The sequence below is a fragment of the Aquiluna borgnonia genome (assembly GCF_013283855.1).
GTDB lineage: Bacteria > Actinomycetota > Actinomycetes > Actinomycetales > Microbacteriaceae > Aquiluna > Aquiluna borgnonia.
Genome location: NZ_CP054056.1, coordinates 1,035,630 through 1,055,371 on the forward strand (window position 1 = coordinate 1,035,630; position 19,742 = coordinate 1,055,371).

17 protein-coding genes are annotated in these 19,742 nt (G+C 53.5%); 7 read left to right on the top strand and 10 right to left on the bottom strand.

Annotation, left to right across the window (positions count from 1 at the left end):
* Positions 1-34 precede the first annotated feature (34 nt).
* Positions 35-1,126: a galactose-1-phosphate uridylyltransferase gene (gene galT / locus HRU87_RS05360; RefSeq protein WP_246247223.1), complete on the top strand. Its 1,092-nt coding sequence runs from the start codon at positions 35-37 to the stop codon at positions 1,124-1,126.
* Positions 1,123-2,262: a galactokinase gene (gene galK / locus HRU87_RS05365; RefSeq protein ID WP_173493895.1), complete on the top strand. Its 1,140-nt coding sequence runs from the start codon at positions 1,123-1,125 to the stop codon at positions 2,260-2,262. Before galT ends, galK begins: the two co-directional genes overlap by 4 nt.
* Here galK and HRU87_RS05370 read toward each other — a convergent pair.
* A complete protein-coding gene (locus HRU87_RS05370) occupies positions 2,259-2,843 on the bottom strand; it encodes an isochorismatase family protein (protein WP_173493896.1) in 585 nt (194 codons plus the stop codon). The genes galK and HRU87_RS05370 overlap by 4 nt on opposite strands.
* Complete coding sequence (locus tag HRU87_RS05375) at positions 2,844-4,208, bottom strand: D-alanyl-D-alanine carboxypeptidase/D-alanyl-D-alanine-endopeptidase (RefSeq protein WP_173493897.1); 1,365 nt, start codon at positions 4,206-4,208, stop codon at positions 2,844-2,846.
* A gap of 22 nt (positions 4,209-4,230) precedes the next feature.
* Here HRU87_RS05375 and HRU87_RS05380 point away from each other — a divergent pair, with 22 nt between their 5' ends.
* A complete protein-coding gene (locus HRU87_RS05380) occupies positions 4,231-4,740 on the top strand; it encodes a copper resistance CopC family protein (protein WP_173493898.1) in 510 nt (169 codons plus the stop codon).
* Here the strand turns inward: HRU87_RS05380 and HRU87_RS05385 are convergent.
* From HRU87_RS05385 to HRU87_RS05415, 7 genes are all read right to left on the bottom strand, one after another.
* On the bottom strand, positions 4,708-5,076 hold the full coding sequence (locus tag HRU87_RS05385; RefSeq protein ID WP_173493899.1) for a putative NADH:ubiquinone reductase complex subunit: 369 nt from the start codon (positions 5,074-5,076) through the stop codon (positions 4,708-4,710). The genes HRU87_RS05380 and HRU87_RS05385 overlap by 33 nt on opposite strands.
* The gene (locus tag HRU87_RS05390) at positions 5,073-5,543 is read right to left on the bottom strand and encodes a DUF1801 domain-containing protein (protein WP_173493900.1); all 471 of its coding nucleotides are present in this window, start codon (positions 5,541-5,543) and stop codon (positions 5,073-5,075) included. The genes HRU87_RS05385 and HRU87_RS05390 overlap by 4 nt, the downstream gene beginning before the upstream one ends.
* A complete protein-coding gene (locus HRU87_RS05395) occupies positions 5,543-6,229 on the bottom strand; it encodes a potassium channel family protein (protein ID WP_173493901.1) in 687 nt (228 codons plus the stop codon). The genes HRU87_RS05390 and HRU87_RS05395 overlap by 1 nt, the downstream gene beginning before the upstream one ends.
* A gap of 9 nt (positions 6,230-6,238) precedes the next feature.
* Positions 6,239-7,606, bottom strand: coding sequence for a TrkH family potassium uptake protein (locus HRU87_RS05400; protein ID WP_246247225.1), 1,368 nt, complete (start codon positions 7,604-7,606; stop codon positions 6,239-6,241).
* Positions 7,607-7,691: 85 nt separating this feature from the next.
* Positions 7,692-8,678: a DUF4436 family protein gene (locus tag HRU87_RS05405; protein WP_173493902.1), complete on the bottom strand. Its 987-nt coding sequence runs from the start codon at positions 8,676-8,678 to the stop codon at positions 7,692-7,694.
* Between the two features lie 30 nt (positions 8,679-8,708).
* Positions 8,709-10,364 (bottom strand): hypothetical protein, encoded by a 1,656-nt coding sequence (locus HRU87_RS05410; protein ID WP_173493903.1) that lies wholly within the window; start codon positions 10,362-10,364, stop codon positions 8,709-8,711.
* 143 nt (positions 10,365-10,507) lie between these two features.
* Positions 10,508-12,349, bottom strand: coding sequence for a hypothetical protein (locus HRU87_RS05415; protein WP_173493904.1), 1,842 nt, complete (start codon positions 12,347-12,349; stop codon positions 10,508-10,510).
* 149 nt (positions 12,350-12,498) lie between these two features.
* On the opposite strand from HRU87_RS05415, the gene HRU87_RS05420 reads away from it, so the two are divergent.
* The 4 genes from HRU87_RS05420 (at position 12,499) to HRU87_RS05435 (ending at position 17,818) form a co-directional block, all read left to right on the top strand.
* Positions 12,499-14,181, top strand: coding sequence for a hypothetical protein (locus HRU87_RS05420; RefSeq protein ID WP_173493905.1), 1,683 nt, complete (start codon positions 12,499-12,501; stop codon positions 14,179-14,181).
* Positions 14,178-15,869 (top strand): hypothetical protein, encoded by a 1,692-nt coding sequence (locus HRU87_RS05425; protein ID WP_173493906.1) that lies wholly within the window; start codon positions 14,178-14,180, stop codon positions 15,867-15,869. The genes HRU87_RS05420 and HRU87_RS05425 overlap by 4 nt, the downstream gene beginning before the upstream one ends.
* A 33-nt stretch (positions 15,870-15,902) precedes the next feature.
* The gene (locus HRU87_RS05430) at positions 15,903-16,259 is read left to right on the top strand and encodes a thiol-disulfide oxidoreductase DCC family protein (RefSeq protein ID WP_173493907.1); all 357 of its coding nucleotides are present in this window, start codon (positions 15,903-15,905) and stop codon (positions 16,257-16,259) included.
* Positions 16,260-16,351: 92 nt separating this feature from the next.
* Positions 16,352-17,818: an alpha-amylase family glycosyl hydrolase gene (locus HRU87_RS05435; RefSeq protein WP_173493908.1), complete on the top strand. Its 1,467-nt coding sequence runs from the start codon at positions 16,352-16,354 to the stop codon at positions 17,816-17,818.
* A 98-nt stretch (positions 17,819-17,916) separates the two neighbouring features.
* Here the strand turns inward: HRU87_RS05435 and HRU87_RS05440 are convergent, their stop codons facing one another.
* On the bottom strand, positions 17,917-19,689 hold the full coding sequence (locus HRU87_RS05440) for a hypothetical protein (protein WP_173493909.1): 1,773 nt from the start codon (positions 19,687-19,689) through the stop codon (positions 17,917-17,919).
* Positions 19,690-19,742 lie beyond the last annotated feature (53 nt).

Genomic DNA, 19,742 nt, shown 5'->3' on the forward strand with positions numbered 1-19,742 from the left:
ATGTGTGCCACTCATGGGTTTACTCTTATCAACGATGGAAAAGGCATCAATGCAGGGTAACAGGTTGACCGCACACTTGTTTGACGGTCGCGAATTATTCTATTTTGACGATTTTGAAAGCTCCTTGCCAGCTGAGAGAAAGCGTGATTCCCGCCCCAGTGATACTAGGCCCCAAACGGCTGACCTTCGGTTTGATCCACTCAGTTCCGAGTTCATAGCGGTTGCCAGCCACCGTCAGACCAGGGCATTCCTGCCCCCGGCTCACAGCTGCCCGCTTTGCCCGACCACAGAAGATAATCTTTCTGAACTACCCGATGTGTTTGACGTTGCAGTTTTTGAAAACAAAGGTCCAGCCTTCGGTCCGGACAGCGGGTTCATATCCCCGGCAGGGCTTGATGTTTTTGGGCATTCAACCCTGGCATTCGGTCGCTGCGAGGTCGTGGTCTTTAGCCCTGAGCATGAGGGCAGCCTTGGTTCGATGCCGGTCTCTAGAATCCGCACGGTAATCTCCGCCTGGATGGACCGCACGCGCGAACTCTACGAAATTCCAGGCGTGGTGCAGGTCTTTCCATTTGAAAACCGCGGCGAGGAAATTGGCGTCACGCTGCACCACCCGCACGGGCAGATTTACTCCTATCCGTTTGTTACCCCTAGGACCCAGCGGCTGCAGGAGGCAATTGCCAACTTCGGCCCGGGCTTTTTTGAGGAGCTTTTTAGATTCGAATCCGGCGGTCCGAGAGTGGTCTTGGAGAGCGAGCACTTCCTTGCATTTGTGCCGTTTGCCGCACGCTGGCCAATTGAAATCCACGCCCTACCCAAGCGTCATATCCAGGACCTTTCGCAGCTCACGGATGCCGAAGCAGATGACCTAGCGATTTTCTACAAGAAGCTGCTTCAGGGAGTTGATTCGCTCTACAGCACCCCCACCCCCTACATCTCTGCGTGGCACCAGGCTCCGGCGGTTGCAAACCGAGAGGACTTCCGATTGATGTTGCAAATCACCTCCCCTCGCAGAGCTGAGGACAAGCTCAAATTCCTCGCCGGATCAGAGGCGGCGATGGGGGCTTGGGTTGGAGATGTCACTCCGGAGTCGCAGGCGGAGCGCTTGCGCGAGGTGCTGCGGTGAGCCTTGCCGCTTCTGCCGTTGCAGGTTTTGAGAAGACATACGGATACGCCCCGACTGGAGTTTGGTCAGCTCCGGGCCGGGCAAATCTAATCGGTGAGCACACCGATTACAACGCCGGATTTGTGCTTCCCTTTGGCATCAATAACCGCACCTACGCAGCCATCTCCCTTCGACAGGATAGGAAATGCAACGTAAGTTCTGATCTTGATGGAAGATCATTTAGCTACGAACTTTCAGAAGAAATGCCAAAGGGCCTTGACTGGGCTCTTTACCCCCTCGGGGTGGCATGGGTTATGGCCAGTGCAAAGGACCAAGGCTTTGACTGCTTCATTACCTCCGATGTTCCCGTTGGGGCAGGGCTTTCATCCTCAGCGGCAGTAGAAAGCGCAATGGCCATTGCGCTAAATGAACTGTGGGAATGCGGAAAAACCAAGCAGGAGCTAGCACTGATTGGTCAGCGCGCTGAGAACCACGTGGTGGGGGCTCCAACCGGCATCATGGATCAAACGGCTTCCATGCTTGCTCAGGCGGACGCCGCCGTTTTGATTGACTGCCAAAGCCTAGAAATAAAGTTGGTGGACCTGGGACTCAGCGAGCGAGGCCTAGTGGTGGCTGTAATCGACACCCAGGTATCGCACTCGCACGCCTACGGCGGCTACGGATCAAGACGCAAATCTTGTGAGGACGGTGCGGCAGCACTTGGCGTTGAGACCCTACGAGAGCTGTCACTATCAGATCTCCCCCGAGCTAAGTCGCAACTTGACGATGTCACCTATCGCCGCGTGAAGCACGTAATCACGGAAAACCAGCGAGTCCTTGACACGGTTGATGCCCTGGGTCGCGGAAATCTGCAGGCGCTTGGAAGGCTACTTCAGGAATCCCACGCCTCAATGCGAGATGACTTTGAAATATCAGTCCCCGAACTGGACCTAGCCGTCGAAACGGCCATGAGAGTTGGCGCCGTAGGGAGCAGAATGACCGGTGGTGGATTTGGCGGGGCAGCGATTGCAATCATCGCTGCGGAACGGCTCCAAGAATTAGAGCGTGCGGCAATGGATGCCTTTTCAGCCGCTGGATTCAAGGCCCCGAGGGTCTTTTCGGTGGTGCCGTCCACGGGTGCAAAAAGAGAGATCTAAGCCGTAGCCGAAACCTTTACACCGGCATCAACCAACTCATCAATCGAGCGCTCAATGCTCTGAGCTGCAACACCAGCGGTGAGTGAGGTGATTACCCTGACCTCAAATCCAGCCTGTTTGGCATCCAGCGCACTGGCTCTGACGCAGTAGTCGGTTGCAATGCCAACCACATCAACCCGATTAACTTCGAGTCGGGCGAGCAGTTCGGAAAGGGTTTCGCCGGCATCGGTGGTGCCGTCAAAAATTGAATAGCCGTGCGAACCCTGACCCTTTTTGATGTGGAAATCAATCAGTGAGGAATCTAGGTTTGGGTGATACTCGGCTCCCTGTTCACCTGCGATGCAGTGAAGTGGCCAATGATTCACGAAATCCGGCTCTACACCCGACTCTGGAAAATGGCCCCCGTTGAGTGAATTTGGGGTGTGCCAATCCCGAGATGCGATCACAAAGTTATAGGCCGCAGGGTTTGCTCTGAGGTATTCGGTGATTGCGGCCGCCACCGCAGCACCGCCCTGGCAAGCGAGCGCCCCACCCTCACAAAAATCGTTCTGAACATCAATTACGAAAAGTGCATTCGCCATTTAGTCGTTCCCCAAACTGCCACCGCACTCATAGATGGCAAGGGCAAGGCTGTCCATCGCCTCACGGTTTGCCTCGCTGACATCCCCAAGGTTGTAGATGGTGAAAATCAAACGGGAGGAGTCGGGAGTGTCCATGAATCCTGCGAGAGTGTAGCCGGATTGAATCCAACCGGTCTTGGCGGCAATTTTGCCCGCGGCTGATTCCAGGCGGTAGGAAAGAGAGCCCGGAGTCCCAGCAACCGGCAGACCATCGGAGATGACGGCAAAATCTCCATAGCCCTCGTTCACTAGCCCAAGCAGCGAGTTGATCAGGGCTGGGCTAGCGGCGTTGTAATCGGAGAGTCCAGAGCCATCTTCAATTTTCAGAGTCGAGAGGTCAAGGCCGGTTCGGCTCAGAGCCTTCTTGTATGCGGTGTCTAGGGTTGCGAAGTTGCCCGAGTAACCGGCATCCAGCGCGATCAATCTGGCCAGCGCCTCTGCAAGGGTATTGTCCGAGACTAAGAGCATGTAGTTGATCCACTCGCTGATTGGCCTGGAGCTAACCTTGGCCACCTCGATGGCATCTGCCGGTGCGACTCCAGCTTTGACCTTTGCTCCAATCGCATTGGCACCGATAGCTTCTTTGAACCACTTGCCGGCCCTCGCCACCGGGTCAGACCCGCGGGTTGAATCCTTGGCTGCCGGATCATTTCGGTCGCCGTCAATTTGCAGGGCGGAAACCCTGGACATGTAGCCCTCTTTGAGTCCCTTTAGGTCCCAGTCAGATTTCCAGTCTCCCTTGGCCTCACCGTAAAGCGAGCTGTCCAGAACTATTTGGCTGAAGGTCTGTCCTGGAAGTGCCTTTGTGATTTGCTTCACCAGGGTCGCTAGCTTTGGAGCGTTTCGATAGACCGAATCCTGATTCACTCCCGTGCGAGAGAGCGTCACATCCCCGGCTCCAACCAGGTAAATCACGCTAGGGTCGACGGCGTCCACGTAAACCCTGGTGGTGACCGTGTAGTCGGGACCCAGGGTCTCCAGGGCTGCTGCCGCGGTCACCAACTTCAGTACTGAGGCCGTTCTGGATGCCAAATTGGCGTTGCGCTCAAAGAGCACCTGAGAAGTGCTGGCATTTAGAACCTGAGCCTGAAGTTGAAGAATCCCCTCGGCGCCCTCGGCTGCGGCAACACTGCAACTGATGCTGACCGTTTCACTAACCGTTGCGCTTTCGGAAATTACCTGTGACTGAGTCATGGGAGCGGAAGTGGTAGCACTTGCAACCGGAGTCTGGGCTGTCCTTGGAGCTAGCGGCCCCAGAAACATCACCGCAAGGAAGGTTAGGCCTGCGACTAGTCCGCCTGCGATGCCGATTAGAGCTTGCTTCATGATCCTGCCTTACGCTTTACCCATGAAGTTTAATTGGATTGCTGCGGCATTGCTTCCGGCGGTGCTGCTTGGACCCGCCGCCGTTGCTCACGATGAGTTGGTTGGCACCTCACCGGCTGCCGGTTCTGTGGTTGAAGCTGGTCAGCTCCCTATCGAGCTTGAATTCTCCAATGAGCTTCTGGATCTTGGTAGCGGCGCAGAAATTGTGATCACTGACCCCAGCTCAAAGCTGGTCCCCAGCCAGTGCGCCATCATAGACGGAACTTTTGCGAGAACCCTGATCGATGTCGATTTAGCGGGAGAGTATCAAGTTGCCTGGCGGGCAGTCTCTGGCGATGGTCACCCCATCGAGGGCAGTTTTAGCTTCCAGGTGACTAACACCTCGGGATACCAGGCCACTGGCGTTGCCGAGCCCTGCCTGATAAGCGCTGCTGCTGAAGAGCCAGCGCAGTTCAACTACTGGCTGCTGTTTGGTTCCCTGACCCTGGTTGCAATTGGATTATTTTTCTACCTCAGGCCGAGAAAGAAGTAGTCGAGCGAGAACGCCGACCAAAAGAATCAAAGCCCCACTGATTGCAACCTCGAGCGGCAGGATGAAGCGCATCCCAGCCGGGGTCGCAAGCAGCGAGTAGATCACATCTAGCCCCTGGCTGAATAAAAACCCGAGCACTGCCGAAACCAAAAGCAGCGCGGCGATGGCTTTTCCTCCAGACCCTAGCCTCGGGGCACTCCAGGTAACCGTGAGCATAAGAACCAAAAGGGCCAATGAGCCACTCAGTATGGAATCCAGGGTTGGGTGATAGAGATACTGGCTAACGCCCACGGTCGCGAGAAGCGAAAATGCAAAAACCGGGATCCTGAACTTCACTTTTTTACCTTCATTCTTCGGGCGCTTCCTCTGACCTCCAGGTAGCGCTCAACATATTGCTCCATTGAGATTTGACCCATGGCCCAGGTGATTACTTCAATCGGGAGCTTTGACAGCGCCTTGAATCTTATGCAGGATTTCCCGATGTTCATCGGAAGACCAGACTCTCGGTAGCGGGACTCAAAATCTTCCCGAAGCCCATCCCATGCATAAACCGACATCAGATAGAGGGAAATGTACTGCTTCTGGTTTGCGATTGCGGCATAAACCAGGGGCTGGCCATTGTAGGTCTCACCAACTATTTGCTCTGGAACCTGATAGACGATCATTCCAAAGTTCATGGCCTCTTGAAGACCCGCGGGTAAATGCTGTTGAGCGAGTTTGCGCAACTCAATAACATCTGCTTTTCGTTCCAGCGGAAGTTCAGCTAGGTACTGCTCAATGGTTGTAGCGCTGGATGAAACCATTAGTCCAGCTGGCAGAAATCATCCAGCGGGCCCTTCGGGCCAGCGATAACGATGGTGTCCCCTTCGTAGAGCACAGTCTCGGGGAAAGCTGGCTTGTAGCCCTGCTCCTGGTGATTTACGGCCACAACGGTGACGCCGAAGGTGGCACGGATTTTTGCCTCTGAAAGCGGCTTGCCCTGGAAAATCTCCGGGACCATGGTCTTCACCATTACGAAGTCCTCGTCGATGTGGACGTAGTCAAGTGATTCACCGGATACCTGGTGAGCGACTCGTCGACCCATTTCATACTCGGGGAAAATAACGTGGTGGACACCGATCTGGGTAAGGATTCTGCCGTGCGAAGCAGAGTTAGCCTTGGCCCAAACCTGCTTGACCCCTAGCTGCAGCAGCAGTGAAGCGGTCAAGATCGAGGACTCGAGGTCTGCACCGATGGCCACGACAGCGCTATCCATGTCGGTTAGGCCCAGCTCCCTGAGGGTTTCCTCATCGGTGGTGTCCGCCGTGACCACGTGAGTGAGAACCGGGGCCAGGTTTTGCACAATCTTTTCGTCAGTGTCAATACCCAGTACCTGGTGACCAGAGGCCACCAGCTCATTGGCTAGAGCCGTGCCGAAGCGCCCCAGCCCAATGATCGCAACGTTGGCGGAGTGAAACCTGCGCTTGATTTTTGGTTTTTCGGATGACATTGCCTTTTCCTAACCGATCAGGGGTCGTTCTCTTGGGTATTCGAAGTGTCGCTTAATCTTGCGGAGTGCGAGTGCGGTGGCCATCGATACTGGGCCAACACGGCCAACAAACATCAGAATCGAGAACATCACCTCGCTCCAATCTGGCATGTCCATCGTCACGCCGGTCGAAAGTCCAACGGTGCAGACTGCCGAAAGAACATCAAAGATGATTTTGTCCAGTGAGTACTGAGTGGTCCAGCGCAAAATCAAGATCGCAACGGCCGCCAGGGTCGCGGTCAGTCCGACAATGGTTAGCGCCTGGCGCTGGATCGAACGTGGAAGTCTGCGATTTCCAATGTTGACTGCGGTCTCGCCACGAATCTCAGTGAAAACGATGTAGGCCAAAACGACTGCCGTGCCAATTTTGATACCACCGGCCGTGGACGCCGAGCCGCCTCCGATAAACATCAGCAGGTCCATTCCCAACCAGGTGGAGGGGTGCATGGCGGTAATGTCCTGAGCGTTGAAGCCCGCGGTGCGGGGCATAATCGCCGCAAAGATGGAGTCCAGCAGCTTGTTCAGCGGATCCAGGGGTCCAAGGGTCTTGGGGTTATTCCACTCCAGAAGTCCGACGTAAACAGTGCCGAGCACAACTAAAACCAACGAGCTCCAGAGAATGATGCGTGAGTTCAGGCTCCACTGCATTGGCATGAAACCGACGTTTCGGCCAAAAAGCAGTCTGGTTTTGTGCTTGATGCGGTCCCACGCTTCTGAGAGAACTGGGAAGCCAAGGGAGCCCATAAAAGCACCGACAAAAATCGGAACAATAATCCAGCCGTCCCGAGCGAAACTCATCAGGCTGTCCGAGTAGAGGGCAAAGCCGGCGTTATTGAAGGCGGAAATAGCGTGAAAGGCGCCGTGCCCGAGAGATTTAGTGAGCGAATAGTCGTACTCCACCATGAAGCGCACAAAAAGAAACACGAAGAGTAGCAGTTCAAAAAACAGCGTCATCTTTACGATGCTGAGGATCAGTCTCTTGACGTCCACTCCACCGGCAGCCGAAGCTTCGGTAGTCGCAGAGAGTCGGTTGTGGACCGAAACGCGACCATCTATCAGGTAACCGAGCAGAGTTGCAAAACCTACGATTCCAAATCCGCCAATTTGAATTAAAAGGGCAATTACCCAGTGGCCGTAAACGTTCCAGTGGGTCTGGGTGTCTAAGGTTGCCAGTCCGGTAACCGTCACCGCACTGGTCGCGGTAAACAGGGCATCCGAGAACGAAGTGGGTTTTCCGTCCGCAACTACAAACGGCATTGAAAGAAGTGCCGTTCCAATCGCTACCACTCCCAAAAAGGCCAAAACCACTAGGCGAGAGGGGTGAATTTTTCGTTTCATACCGGTACTTGTCACGGTTAGAGCTCACCTCGGAAGGTGGTGGACTCAGACGAAATCACCATAGAACTTTACGCCTATTTCAGGCTCAGGACTCGAAATTCTTTCGGGTATTCCAAAGGTATGTGATCCCTGCAACTGAGGCTAGGGAAAGTATCAGAGAGGGGAAGAAGATAAAGAGATCCGCCAGAACCCCAATCCTTGGATCCCCGGGAGCTAATGCTCGAAGCTCTAGTATTCCCAGCATCGAAGCTGCCGCCCAGATCAATGACTCCATCGATGGAGGTCTGATACCCAGGGCCATCTGAGAGGTCACCCAAACCAGAGCCAGGGTCGCAATCAAGATAAATGAGTAGACGAAGATGGCAATCGCCTTGACTGCAAAGGACCTTTCGATAAACGCGTAGAACGAGATCTTCCCGTCGGCACGCTCAGCAGCGATTCGGAACGGGTCAGATGACTCGGATTCAGCGGGATAGGCACTCTCAAAGGCGGCTAGGCGCTGGTAGGTGACGTCAAACCCGGGAACGGGGGATGTATAGAAGTAGTCGAAGGTTTGAATGGTCGAATATTCTTGCAACTCAGATTCTCGTGTTTCAACCCTGGCGTATGAATCGAGCACGTACTGGTCAAAGGGGTAGAGCGAATCCGATGCCAAATCAGGGAAGTCAGTGGAAAGTACATCGGCAACAACCTCAACTCCACCGACCTGATCCCCTGCGGAGAACTCCGTGAGCTCAGCATCTTGGCTATCCACAAAAAGTCTGATGTCTTTTTCAGTCAGTACTGAAGAGCTAAATTGCTTGGCCAGATCATCAGTTGGCCACGGGTAAAACGCAAGTTCTGCGCGCTCCGTTTCAGGATCAAAACCCAGCATTTGCACGTAGACCGCGACTGAGTTCTCTTCAAAGTCGGTCGAGGATTCGCCAAAGATTCCCTGTTCATTGACCTGCACGCCTGAGGGAGCGTAAGCATCAGAAATCAATGCCAGCAAGGGAAATATAAGGGCAAGAGCTATTGCTCCCACCACGAATACCAGCCGGGCTTTCTTGCCCTCTGCTCTAGTTACCCCCACTGCCACCCCCGCCAGCCAAAGTTAGCAGCACTACTTGGAAGCGACAATCACCATGGCATCAAATGTTTTTGAAGATGTCTTTTTCGCAGTTGCTACGAAGGAGTGGTTCGGATCCCAGGTTTTGATGAAGTTGCAGACCTCTTGGGCTCTAGAAAGAGCCAGTGCCTTGGACTTTGGGTTGAAGTAAGTGGCGGTGCAGGCAAAGGTTTCGTTGTTTTTTCCCTTGGCGATTACCTGATAGATCTCTTGCTTTTGCCCATCGGAAAGCGTCTTTTTAGAACCCGTGAATTTTGTCAGTGTCTTGCTAAAAGGTTGGCTGAGCTTGACCTGTATTTCTTTTTCGGAGAAAGTGAACCCGTAGGCAGCAAGTTTCAACCAGCCGTCTTTCTCGGAAACGATGGTCGAGGCCACTTTTTCCTCTCCTGATGCACCAATCACGGCGACAGTTGCAGAGACTGGGGCGTTTGTAAACCCGTATAAACAGCGTGCCACTTCACTACTCATAACTAGGTCATAGGTTCCCAAACTCAGGGAGCCGTCAGGGAGAAAGTGCAATCCAGCGACATCGTAGGAGAGATAACCGTCGTTGAATGCGGGAATGATTCCGTTATAAAGGGTTGCGTTGGTGGAAACCATGCCAAGGATGGCGCCTTGATTTGATAGGCACCTATTGTTTGAGCGCGAGTCAATTGTGCTGAAATTCCAGAGAGTTGTTGTGCCAATAGCGCGATCGTCAGCTAGGTCACGGAACATTTCAAGCCATTTGAACTCACCCCAGTTTGAGAACGGATAGACAACTCCTCCGCCTCGAAATTGTCGACCATTTCCTCCGTGAGCAACAATGGCTTGGCGTTCCTGTTCAGTTGTGTTTGAACTGTTGGCAACGGCATAAAATCTTGCTACCTCAACCGGGGCGGCCTCAACAGTAAGTTTCAAATTGGTGTCAGAGTGTGGCTCAATTTTGATGTCGGGACCGCTCATTCGACCCCTGAACCAACCGACGATTTCTTTTGAAACCCGCGAACTCAACTTGATTCGGAAATCAGTAGGTAGGGCAGCCTCGATTCCACATGCCCCTTCTTCCACCCAAGTACATTCCTTCGGCGCGTTTGGGGCCCAAGATTCGAAATTTCCGTTCGGAGAGCTCCACTTCGTTAAGGTTGGGAGCTTGATGTTTGAATCTCTGCGCTCGGAGTAGGCATAAACAGATACATCGATTGTTGAGGTCCTAAATTTCTTTGACCTTGCAGCGTCAAAATCTTGAACGGTGAAGAAATTGACCGCATAGGTATTCGTACCGGCGCCATTCACGGCGCCGTCAACTTCGAACAGAGACACCGCGCTGCCAGCGTACAAACCCTGGTCTGGTATCGCTGGCATTTGAATTCCAGCGACTGTTCGCAAAAATTTGGCTGGCAGTACCTCTCCATTTTTACCCGTAAAGCTCAGTGCCTCAACGCAGTTCTCCTGGAGCGTTGACTCGCAAAAAGGAAGTATCGTTTTCGCAGAAGCGCGAAGCCCTGGTTTCTCGAGATCACACTTTTCATCGCCCGGGATGTTGCCCTCTAGGCAAATCCAGCTATCAAAGACTCCGGAGCTTTTCACGTTGGCGTAAACACCAATGAATGAGTTGTTTTCGAAACCACCGTACTCGTAGATAGAAACCGCCTCCGACCCGGCTGCCACTGGGGGCTCGCTCCCCTGAATCCAATTCCGACTGTAGGAAGTTTCCGCATTCGCGCTAGCACTAAAGGCTAGAAAGGCCGCAATTATGAGCGCAGTAATTCTCTTCAACGATCTCACCGGAAATTCAATATTGAGGAGCTTGGTCAGCTCTCGTTCTTCATGGTGACCATGACCTTGCCAACGTAGCCGGCAGAGCTGGACGGCTTTGCTTCTGCGAAGTAGCTGAGGGTCTTGTCAAGACTCTTGGCGTAATTGCAAACTGCATCGGCACGCTTTTTGGCTAGGGTCATCTCAGCAGCGCTTGCACCCTGCTTATAGACACCTGTGCAAACGAACTTGTTTGCCTCAATGAACCCCTTGAGGTAACCAGAAACGTTCTTTTTGATGGTCGCGTTTACCGAGCTAGCCGAGCCGGCAAATTTGTCAGTCACAAAGTTCTGAACTGGCTTTTCAGGAGCCTTCGGGCAACCGTAAGCATCGTTGAAGGTCACGGTCTTCTTGGTGACCGGGTCAACACACTTGATGGTCTTGGCCTTCACGAATCCCTTGAAGTTCCCAGCCTTTTTTATCTGAATCTTTGGCTTGGAGAAGTTGAAGCCCGTGACGTCGATGATGATGTTGCCGTGCAGGTAGGCAATCTTGCTCACTGCAACGGCCGGTCCACCGTTTTCGTTGACAACCGAAATAGTCAGCGCGGTAACGGCCTTCTTAGGGTCTGCTAGACCCCAAAGCAGCAGGGCATCGTTGGCGGGAATCACGGCCTTGTAGAAGCCCTTGTTTGGAGTTACCCCGTCTGGCTCGAAGTGAGGAGCACCTGCCTGCCACTGCAGAGTCTCAGTCTCGTCATTCCAAACCGGAGTGGAGATGCCACACGAGGCACCGTTGGAGGCAACCGAGAGTCTTCCCGATAGACCGTCCACACCAAATCCCATGTCATCGTTCTCGACCACTACAAAGCCCTGCATGGTGTTCACAACAGCTGTTGCGGTTGAGGTTTCACCTTCGCACTGCTTCATGTTGGTGATCTGGGGAACTGGAACCGGGGTGCCGGAGATGGTCAGTGACCCACCAACCTCGGCGGTGCCGGCGACGGCCTCAAACTTTAGGCTGTTGGCAATACCAATCGACACGCCTGTGATGATTTCACCGGTTCGGACCTTGATCGTGATTCGGTCGTCCATGTTGAGGTTTGCTGCCATCTGCAAGTTGCTCTGTCGAGCGGCCAAGAAAGTCTTGTTGGTTTCATCTGCAACCACTGGGTATGCAGTGAAGAACAGGTGGTTGGTGAAAGCGTTAGCAGCCGAAAGGTCGATCTTCAGGCCGTCGTATCCATAGGCATCGAGACCGTAAGTATCCCACTTGGGGTGAGTCCAACGACCAGCTAGTGCCTTGCCCGGGGCGACAGGGTCGATGCCAGTACCGACCTCGCTTGGCGAACCAACCTGGTAAGACTTCAGCGCGATGCGCTCAGGGGCTCCAAACTTCCCATCGCCATCGGCATCAACGAAAACTGCAATCGCCCCTGGACCCTGATCGGTGGCGGCAGTGGCAACTGAGAAGTTCAATGCGGTTGCTCCTGCGGCTCCCTTGGTGTCTCCGGACAAAACTCCGACACCATTGACGGTCACACTCAACGCCTGCTTAGGAGCTGCCGCTGGCAAAGTAAAGGAGAATGTTGCAGTCTCACCCGGGGTAATAACTTCTGGACCTGTCACTAACTCTTCACCTGGGATGCTCACCGGCTCCTCTGCAACCACCTCGGGTGCGGTGCCAGAGTCATACCACTTCAGTTCAAGGGCGGTTTTGGAGCCCAGTGGCTGAATGGAGACCGACTCGATGCAGAAATCCACCCGGAAGTCATCGCATACCGGCCAAGCGGTTTTCGGGACTGCTAATTCGGCATTGGCTGGAGCTGGCGTTAGAACCAGAGCGGCAAGCGCACTGACTGCAGCAATTGAACGAAACTTGGTCCATACAGACGACATAGTGTTCCCCCTAAGAAATCTTCTTCCACCTGTTTACTCGCTTTTAAAAGCTCAGGTCAACTCCAACGGACCGTTCCGCTGTCCCCTTTTCGGAAATTGAACGAGCAGGGTTGTTGAGGTATGTTCAAATTTAGATTTTCGGGGGAAATATGAAACGCAGATCATTTGCAATGATTATGGCGGCACTCATCGCCAGCGCATCAGCGATGCCGTCTATGGCGGCTGCTGAGGACTACCTGAGTGGCATCACTCTGCAAGGTGATGAATGGCTAGTGATGTCGTCCGAACAATCGCGTGACGGGGTCCATTCAATGCTCGCACTGCAACCTGGAGGGGTTGGAATCGGTGAGACTAGGGGAGACTGGATTTCTTGCACCGGAATCGACGACCCAACCTGCTCAAACCCGGTTGCGAAGAAAACTATTCTTGCATGGGCCTTGCTCACCGATTGCACGATTACAGATCAAGAATTTTGTATTGAATCACTCAAGCTCTCGGTCGGTGGGCAAGTCCTTGAGGAGGCCAAACTCATTGGCTCGGGGGACCCAAGAAACAATTTCGAGGGAAATCCAAAGCAAAATTTGCTTCCGGGAAACAGCGTCCCAATCTACTCAACACAGACTGCTCTAAACGAGGCCGGGAACGGCAATTTTGCGGTCATGATACGACCTTCGCAGTTTTGGGATTCCGCGAAGGGGTCCTTTGTCACTGGTGACCTTGAGGCTGCGATTCTCCCTTATTTCCTGAATGGTGAGGAGGGCAGTGGAGCCTGTCTATTTACAGTTGGAGGGGTTTGCGCCAGGTCTACGGATTTCCTGGCCGGGACAAAAATTGAGTTGACATTTAGAATTCCCAAAAGTCTGGGCGGGTGGTTTAGCGGTCGCATGAAGGACCCCACCATATCCATTGCCCCACTGAGCGCTCAGGCGAATCGAATTCAAATCACTTCTGAACCTGTCGAAGTTGCTGCCCTGGGTCTTGTGAAGTCCAAAGCAGCCTTCACTGACGTTGAAAATATGTGGCAGCAGAACAATGGAAAATGGTTTGCCAACGGAGGTTGGGCAACCGGTGCAAACAGTTGGCAGCCGAATATTTTTCCGTTCATCGAAAACTACCGACCACAGGTGAATGACACCGCCATCGGCACCAACCTGGTATGGAAAATGCGAACCATCGGCTCGGGAGGTGGCTCCAACTGCCTCGCGGATAAATCCAGGGTTCTAGGCATCGTGACAACTAATGCCTTGGGCTACGACATAGGGTCCCCCGAGTTCAGGGACGGGTTCTTGGAATACAAGGTCGCCGGTCTTCACTACATGCCAAATGGCAAGGATTTGGTAATCGGAACCTATGACCTGATCATTGAATCGGAAACCGCTCGCTGCCTCTACGGATTCACAAATGCTCCAGTATCCGCAACGGTAACGGTGGTTGGAACCGGCGATCAGAATGTCGCATCGACTGTCGTTTCTGAAAAGGATGGCTGGCTAAAACTTGCCGCCTACGGGTTTACCTTCTCCGAAAAGGAAATCAAGGTGAAGCTTTCGCAGCCACTGACTAAGTCGCTCAGTGAGTTCTCTGGCTCTTCAAAGACTCTCAGTGCAAAACAGAAAAATGAAGTCTCGGCCTTGATGAAAAAGGTTTCTTCGAACCCTAAGTTCATCTGCACCGGCACCTACGTGAAACCTTCGGACAAGGCAATCGCACTCTCAAGAGCCAAAGCAGTTTGCAACTATGCCAAAGGGCTTGACAAGAACCACAGCTTCTTCGCCCAGGCCAAGCAAACCAAAGCTGCTAGTTATGACGGGAAAGTCATGGTGTCGAGCAAATGAAACTTAGCATACTTCTCACTCTTTCAATTTTGATCTTGCAGGGCCCTGGGGTGGCAATCGGGTCCCCCGTTGCTCCAAACCAGATTCCCGTTGGAAACGATGAGGCCCTTGTTTACATCAGTGAGCAAGAGGATGTGCGAATCTGGGGCTCACAACTCACACTCGCACCAGGTAAGCCCGATGAAAATCTCGTGCGTGATCCTTGGATTGAATGCGAATCTGTCAAAGATCCAGTCTGTGATTTTGCAAAGCCCAACTACAACCCAAGCGCGTCTATAAATCTGGGCAAGTGCGAGAACGGCGCCTCCGAAAACTGCCTGGTTGGTCTCAGGGTCAAGCGTGACGGAGTCCTCTTGCCCGCAGAATTTATCTCAGCGGTTCCCGGAACAAAGACATTTCCCGCAGTTCCAGAGTTAGGGCTTTTTGACACTGGTGCAGCATCGCTTTTTGACGTGCCGGGCGCACCCCATAGTGGCGGAACTCTTTACTTGGCTGGGGCAAGAGTCACGTCAAATTACGATGCCAAGACAAAACGGTTCGTGCACACAGACATGTATGTGACCATCTATCCCGTTGCGCTTCAGGGTCAAAACTTGAGCCGCCCGGGAGCGAACAGCTGTCTTTGGAATTACGAAAATCAATGCTGGGAGGCTGTTCCATTCCCCAAGGGCCTCACATTTGGCGTTGAGCTTCGGGTCGTGAATGAATTGGGTGGCTGGTTTTTGGGAAGATTCCAGTCCCCCAACATCCAGGTAGCTAAGTTCTCCAACACCAATAACCAAATGGTCGTTGACGCAGAGCCGGTTGAGGTTCCCAGGTTTGCCTATCTCACAAAGAAGAGCGAGCTAACCGCGGCCGACAAGATTGCTGTTGGGAATGTTGGCGGAACAAATGCTCTCTTCGAAGACCGTCCCGCAAGGCTTGGGAATGACGGTTTTGACACCAGCGTTTTTGGAATGCTGGCCCACTTCAAGGACCGGGTATCAGATACTGCGACCGCCACCACTTCTCACTGGCGCATGCGCACAACTTCCAGAAATGGCGGCAATAAGTGTCTTACCCAATACGACAAAGTGTTGGGAATCGTCTCGACAAATGCGACCGCTTATGACGGATTTGCCCCGCAATTCAAGGATGGTTACCTCGACTACAAGGTTGCTGGTCTTCATTATTCTCCTGATGGAAAAACCCTTAATGTTGGCACATACGATTTAGTGATTAGCTCCGAAACCGCCCGCTGCCTCTACGGATTCACAAATGCTCCAGTATCCGCAACGGTAACGGTGGTTGGAACCGGGGATCAGAATGTTGCATCGACTGTCGTTTCTGAAAAGGATGGCTGGCTAAAACTTGCTGCTTACGGATTTACCTTCTCTGAAAAAGAGATCAAGGTGAAGCTTTCGCAGCCACTGACTAAGTCGCTCAGTGAGTTCTCTGGCTCTTCAAAGACTCTCAGTGCAAAACAGAAAAATGAAGTCTCGGCCTTGATGAAAAAGGTTTCTTCGAACCCTAAGTTCATCTGCACCGGCACCTACGTCAAACCAGCCGACAAAGCAATCGCACTCTCTAGAGCCAAAGCAGTTTGCAACTATGCCAAGGGGATCGACAAGAACCACAGCTTCTTTGCGCAGGCCAAGCAAACCAAAGCTGCTAGTTATGACGGCAAGGTCTTGATTTCCTCAAAGTAGGAATTCACACCTTCGAATGAGGTTGAGCTAGCTATGGTTTTGGTATTTGATGGCGATTGCAGTTTCTGCTCATCTAGTGCGCGGTTGTTTCAAAAGCTAACCAAGGGTCGAGTTGACATTGAGCCCTATCAATTTGCCAATCTCGAGGTTCTTGGGCTCAGGGCTGAGGACTGCGAAAGAGCAGTTCAGTTTGTGTCGGAGGGCCAGCGCTTCGAGGGCCACCTAGCGATCGCGCAGGCTCTGAAGGCTTCAAAAACTGGATGGGCGATTGCTGGCTACCTGCTTACCCTACCGGTGATAACGAGCGCTGCATTCGTGGTTTACGCCTGGGTCTCAAATAACCGCCACAAGCTCCCCGGGGGCACTCCCGCATGCGCTGTAAATAAGTGATAACAACTTCCGCAAACGCTTGCTGACAGAAGCTAGCGGGCTACTACGATTAGCTGAACTAGCAACTGCAATCGTTTACAGGGAGGTGGCTCGTGTCTGGAGCCAGCATCTTGGTCTACGCCGAAAGAGTCGGCGGATCACTTGGTGAAATTGAGAAACTACTCAAGGGGCCACTGGCAGATTTCTCAGGCATTCACGTGCTTCCCTTTTTTCACCCCTACGACGGTGATGATGCCGGCTTTGACCCGATAGACCACACCATCGTTGACCCACGGCTCGGAAACTGGTCTGACTTCAAGCGCATCTCTGAGACTCACGAACTGACCGCTGACCTAATTGTTAACCACGCCTCCTACCTCTCCCCTGAGTTCATCGACTGGCAGGAAAAAGGCGATGCCTCAGAGTTTGCGGGGATGTTCCTGACTTTTGACACGGTCTTCCCAAACGGTGGAAATGAGGAGGGAATCACCTCTTTTTACCGCCCCAGACCTGGCTTCCCTTTCACCGCATACAACGTAGCCGGCAAGCGCAGGCTGGTGTGGACCACCTTCATGCCCAGCCAGGTCGACATCGACATCGAGCACCCTGCGGGACAGGCTTACCTGGATCGCATCCTGGTTGCCCTAAAATCTGGCGGCGTCAAGGTGGTGCGCCTGGATGCTGTGGGCTACGCGGTGAAAACTCCGGGAACCGACTCCTTCATGACCAAAGAAACCCTGGAGTTCGTGAAGGAAATCACCGAAAAGATTCACTCCTACGGGATGAGAGTTTTGGTTGAGGTTCACGCCCACTACACCCAGCAGCTTGACATCGCTCCGCTGGTGGACCTGATTTACGACTTCCAAACCGCTCCTCTGCTCCTGCACTCGTTTTTCACGGGAACCGTTGACCGACTGGACAACTGGTTCAAAATTCGCCCGGACAACTGTCTGAACGTGCTGGACACGCACGATGGCTACGGCGTGATTGACGGCGGCCCAATTGGGGGCCGCCCAGGCTTAGTCACGCAAGAGGAAATGGCACACATTTTTGCCGTGGCGGAGAAAAACACCGGTGGCCACTCAAAACTTGCCTCGGTAATCCCACAGTGGTTTGAGCTGCCCCACCAGATCAACGCCACGTTGCCGAACATCCTGGCCGATGACACCGCTTACGTAATCTCAAGAATGGTTCAGTTCTTACTTCCAGGGGAGCCTCAGGTTTACTACGTGGGCCTTTTCAACGGAATGGACGACCAGAAGCTGTTTGCGGAGTCAGGTCAGGGTCGCGACGTAAACCGCCACCACTACACCCCGGCCGAGATCTCCAAGGCTCTGGAATCTGAAGTCACTCAGGCCATCATCGCGATGGCCAGAATCCGCAGATCTTCGGCTTTTGAGGGAACCTTCTCCTGGAGGGTGACTGGTTCGGACAGCATGAACCTGAGTTGGTCCGGTGCCGCTGAAGAACTGAGTTTTGACTTCTCGACAAAAATGGGATCGCCTCACTTCAAGCTTGAAGTGAGGGGCGATGGAGGAATCCGAAACTTTTCCTCCGTAGCTGAACTCGCCAGCTATTGAACCGGCCTAATCGTCATCTCGCGAAGGGCCGCCCGCCAGAAAAATAACGGCCAGCAGCGCCGTTAGGCTCAGCACCAGCGGATGTGAGACTAACTCCATCACTTTGTAGTGACTGTCACTTTGGCGTCCGAGAGGCTAGAGGTAACGGGTACGGCCGCTATTTCGTAGGTTCGTTGGGGGTCAACTTTTTTGGCCAAAGCACAGGTCGCCTTCGCCCTGGCAAGTGCCAGTTGCCGATCGCTTAATTTGCGGAATGCTCCAGAGCAGGTGACCGACTTATTTGCATTCGTAGTCGCCAAGAGCGTCCTGACTTCCCCCTGCTGTTTAGAGGTCAGTGTCGTTGTTCTGCCAATGAATTTTGCGAGCACCTTTGCTTTGGGCTGCGAGAGTCTGACTTGAATTTTGTTTTCTGAAAATGTAAATCCGTAGGCTGCCAGCTTGAGCCAGCCGTCCTTCTCAGAGACAACGGTTGAAGCCACCTTCTGCTCACCGGATGTTCCCACGACAGTGACGTTGGCCGATACCGGGGCATTGCTGTAGCGGTAGAGACATCTAGCGACCTCGCTCTTGAGCAGCAGATCGTAAGTGCCCTCGAACTCCGTCTTCCCGTCCGGCAGGTAGTGCATTCCAGCCACCTTGTAGTTCAGGAAGCCATCTTTGAATTGGGGGGGTGCCATTCCCTCAAAAGTCGTGGCGTTGGTGAAAACCATTCCCGCCACTCCATAGTCCTGGTAGCAGGGGTTGCCTAAATCAGAACCAATGGCTGCCACTCGCCAAAATGTATTTTGGCCGCTCGCGGCGTCACCCGTGTGTTCACGAAGCACGTCAAGACTCTTGAGGGCCGGCTCGTAGTAGGGCTTGGTCATGTGAAATTGGGTGCCCTCCCTGGTGAAACCGAGCTTCTCGCGTAGCCCTGAGGCGTTGTCGAAAACCACGGCAACCTGCGGGACGGAGATTGGGTTCGCATCCAGCTCCAGCACTGTTGCAGAACCATCCTTGGTGACGTTGAGGGCAGGGTCTGAGACTCGACCGTTGAAAAACTTTCCGATGGGGGGTTTACTTCTGATGGTCAAACCGATGCGAAGTCCCTCAGGGTGGTCGATTTTGACACCGCAACCCTGTTTGTCTTCCCACACGCAGGGCCTAAAGGGCCGATACCAATTACCAACGCCCGGCGAGGTTGAGAGGGGCGTAAAGCCTAGAGGCGGCACTCTCCTCCCAGGATCGCCTTCCACGTAAGGCTCCACCTGCATGGCAAATTCGTAGGCCAGGTAGTTCTTGCCCCTGCTTGGTGCTTGAGAGCTTGGCCGGTCCACCTCGAGATTTCTAAATTCCGCAGAACCAAAAACTGCGACCTTGAGCCCCTCAAATCCCGACCCGGGGCCGGCTTCCCAAAGTGACGTCGTGCCACCCTCAGGAACTCCGTGAGATTCAACAGCCGGCGTAGTGTTCCCCTCAACTGAACGAATTAATTTGGCTGAAACCTTTTGTTCTCCGACCCGGTAGAGACGAACGTCCGAAATGCACCAGTCGCTGGCGTCCGTCTCGCAGACTGGCATAGCCAGGCTAAAGCGCAGGACCTCGAAACCATTGGGCTGCTCAGAGCGCGGCGTGGAGGCATCAAGCAAAGATTCAAAGCAAGGATCTACCCCGAGGGCACGGCAATCCGCGGAGTGCGTCCCATACTCAGTCTTGGTCTCGAGATTCACAACCGATGGTGAGCCAAAGTTGTAGTCCTCCCGGATTTCAAAGACGGTCTTAGCCTGCTGGTAGACGTTGCCTGGCTCAAAAACCCAAGGTTCGGCCGAGGCACTCTGCCCCATAACTAAAAGTGATAGTCCTGCCGACAAGGCCCAGGTTGATTTTTTCATTTGCCCCCAAGTGAAGTACTCGGACAAAGGTTAGCCAGTTGGTTAGTAAACGA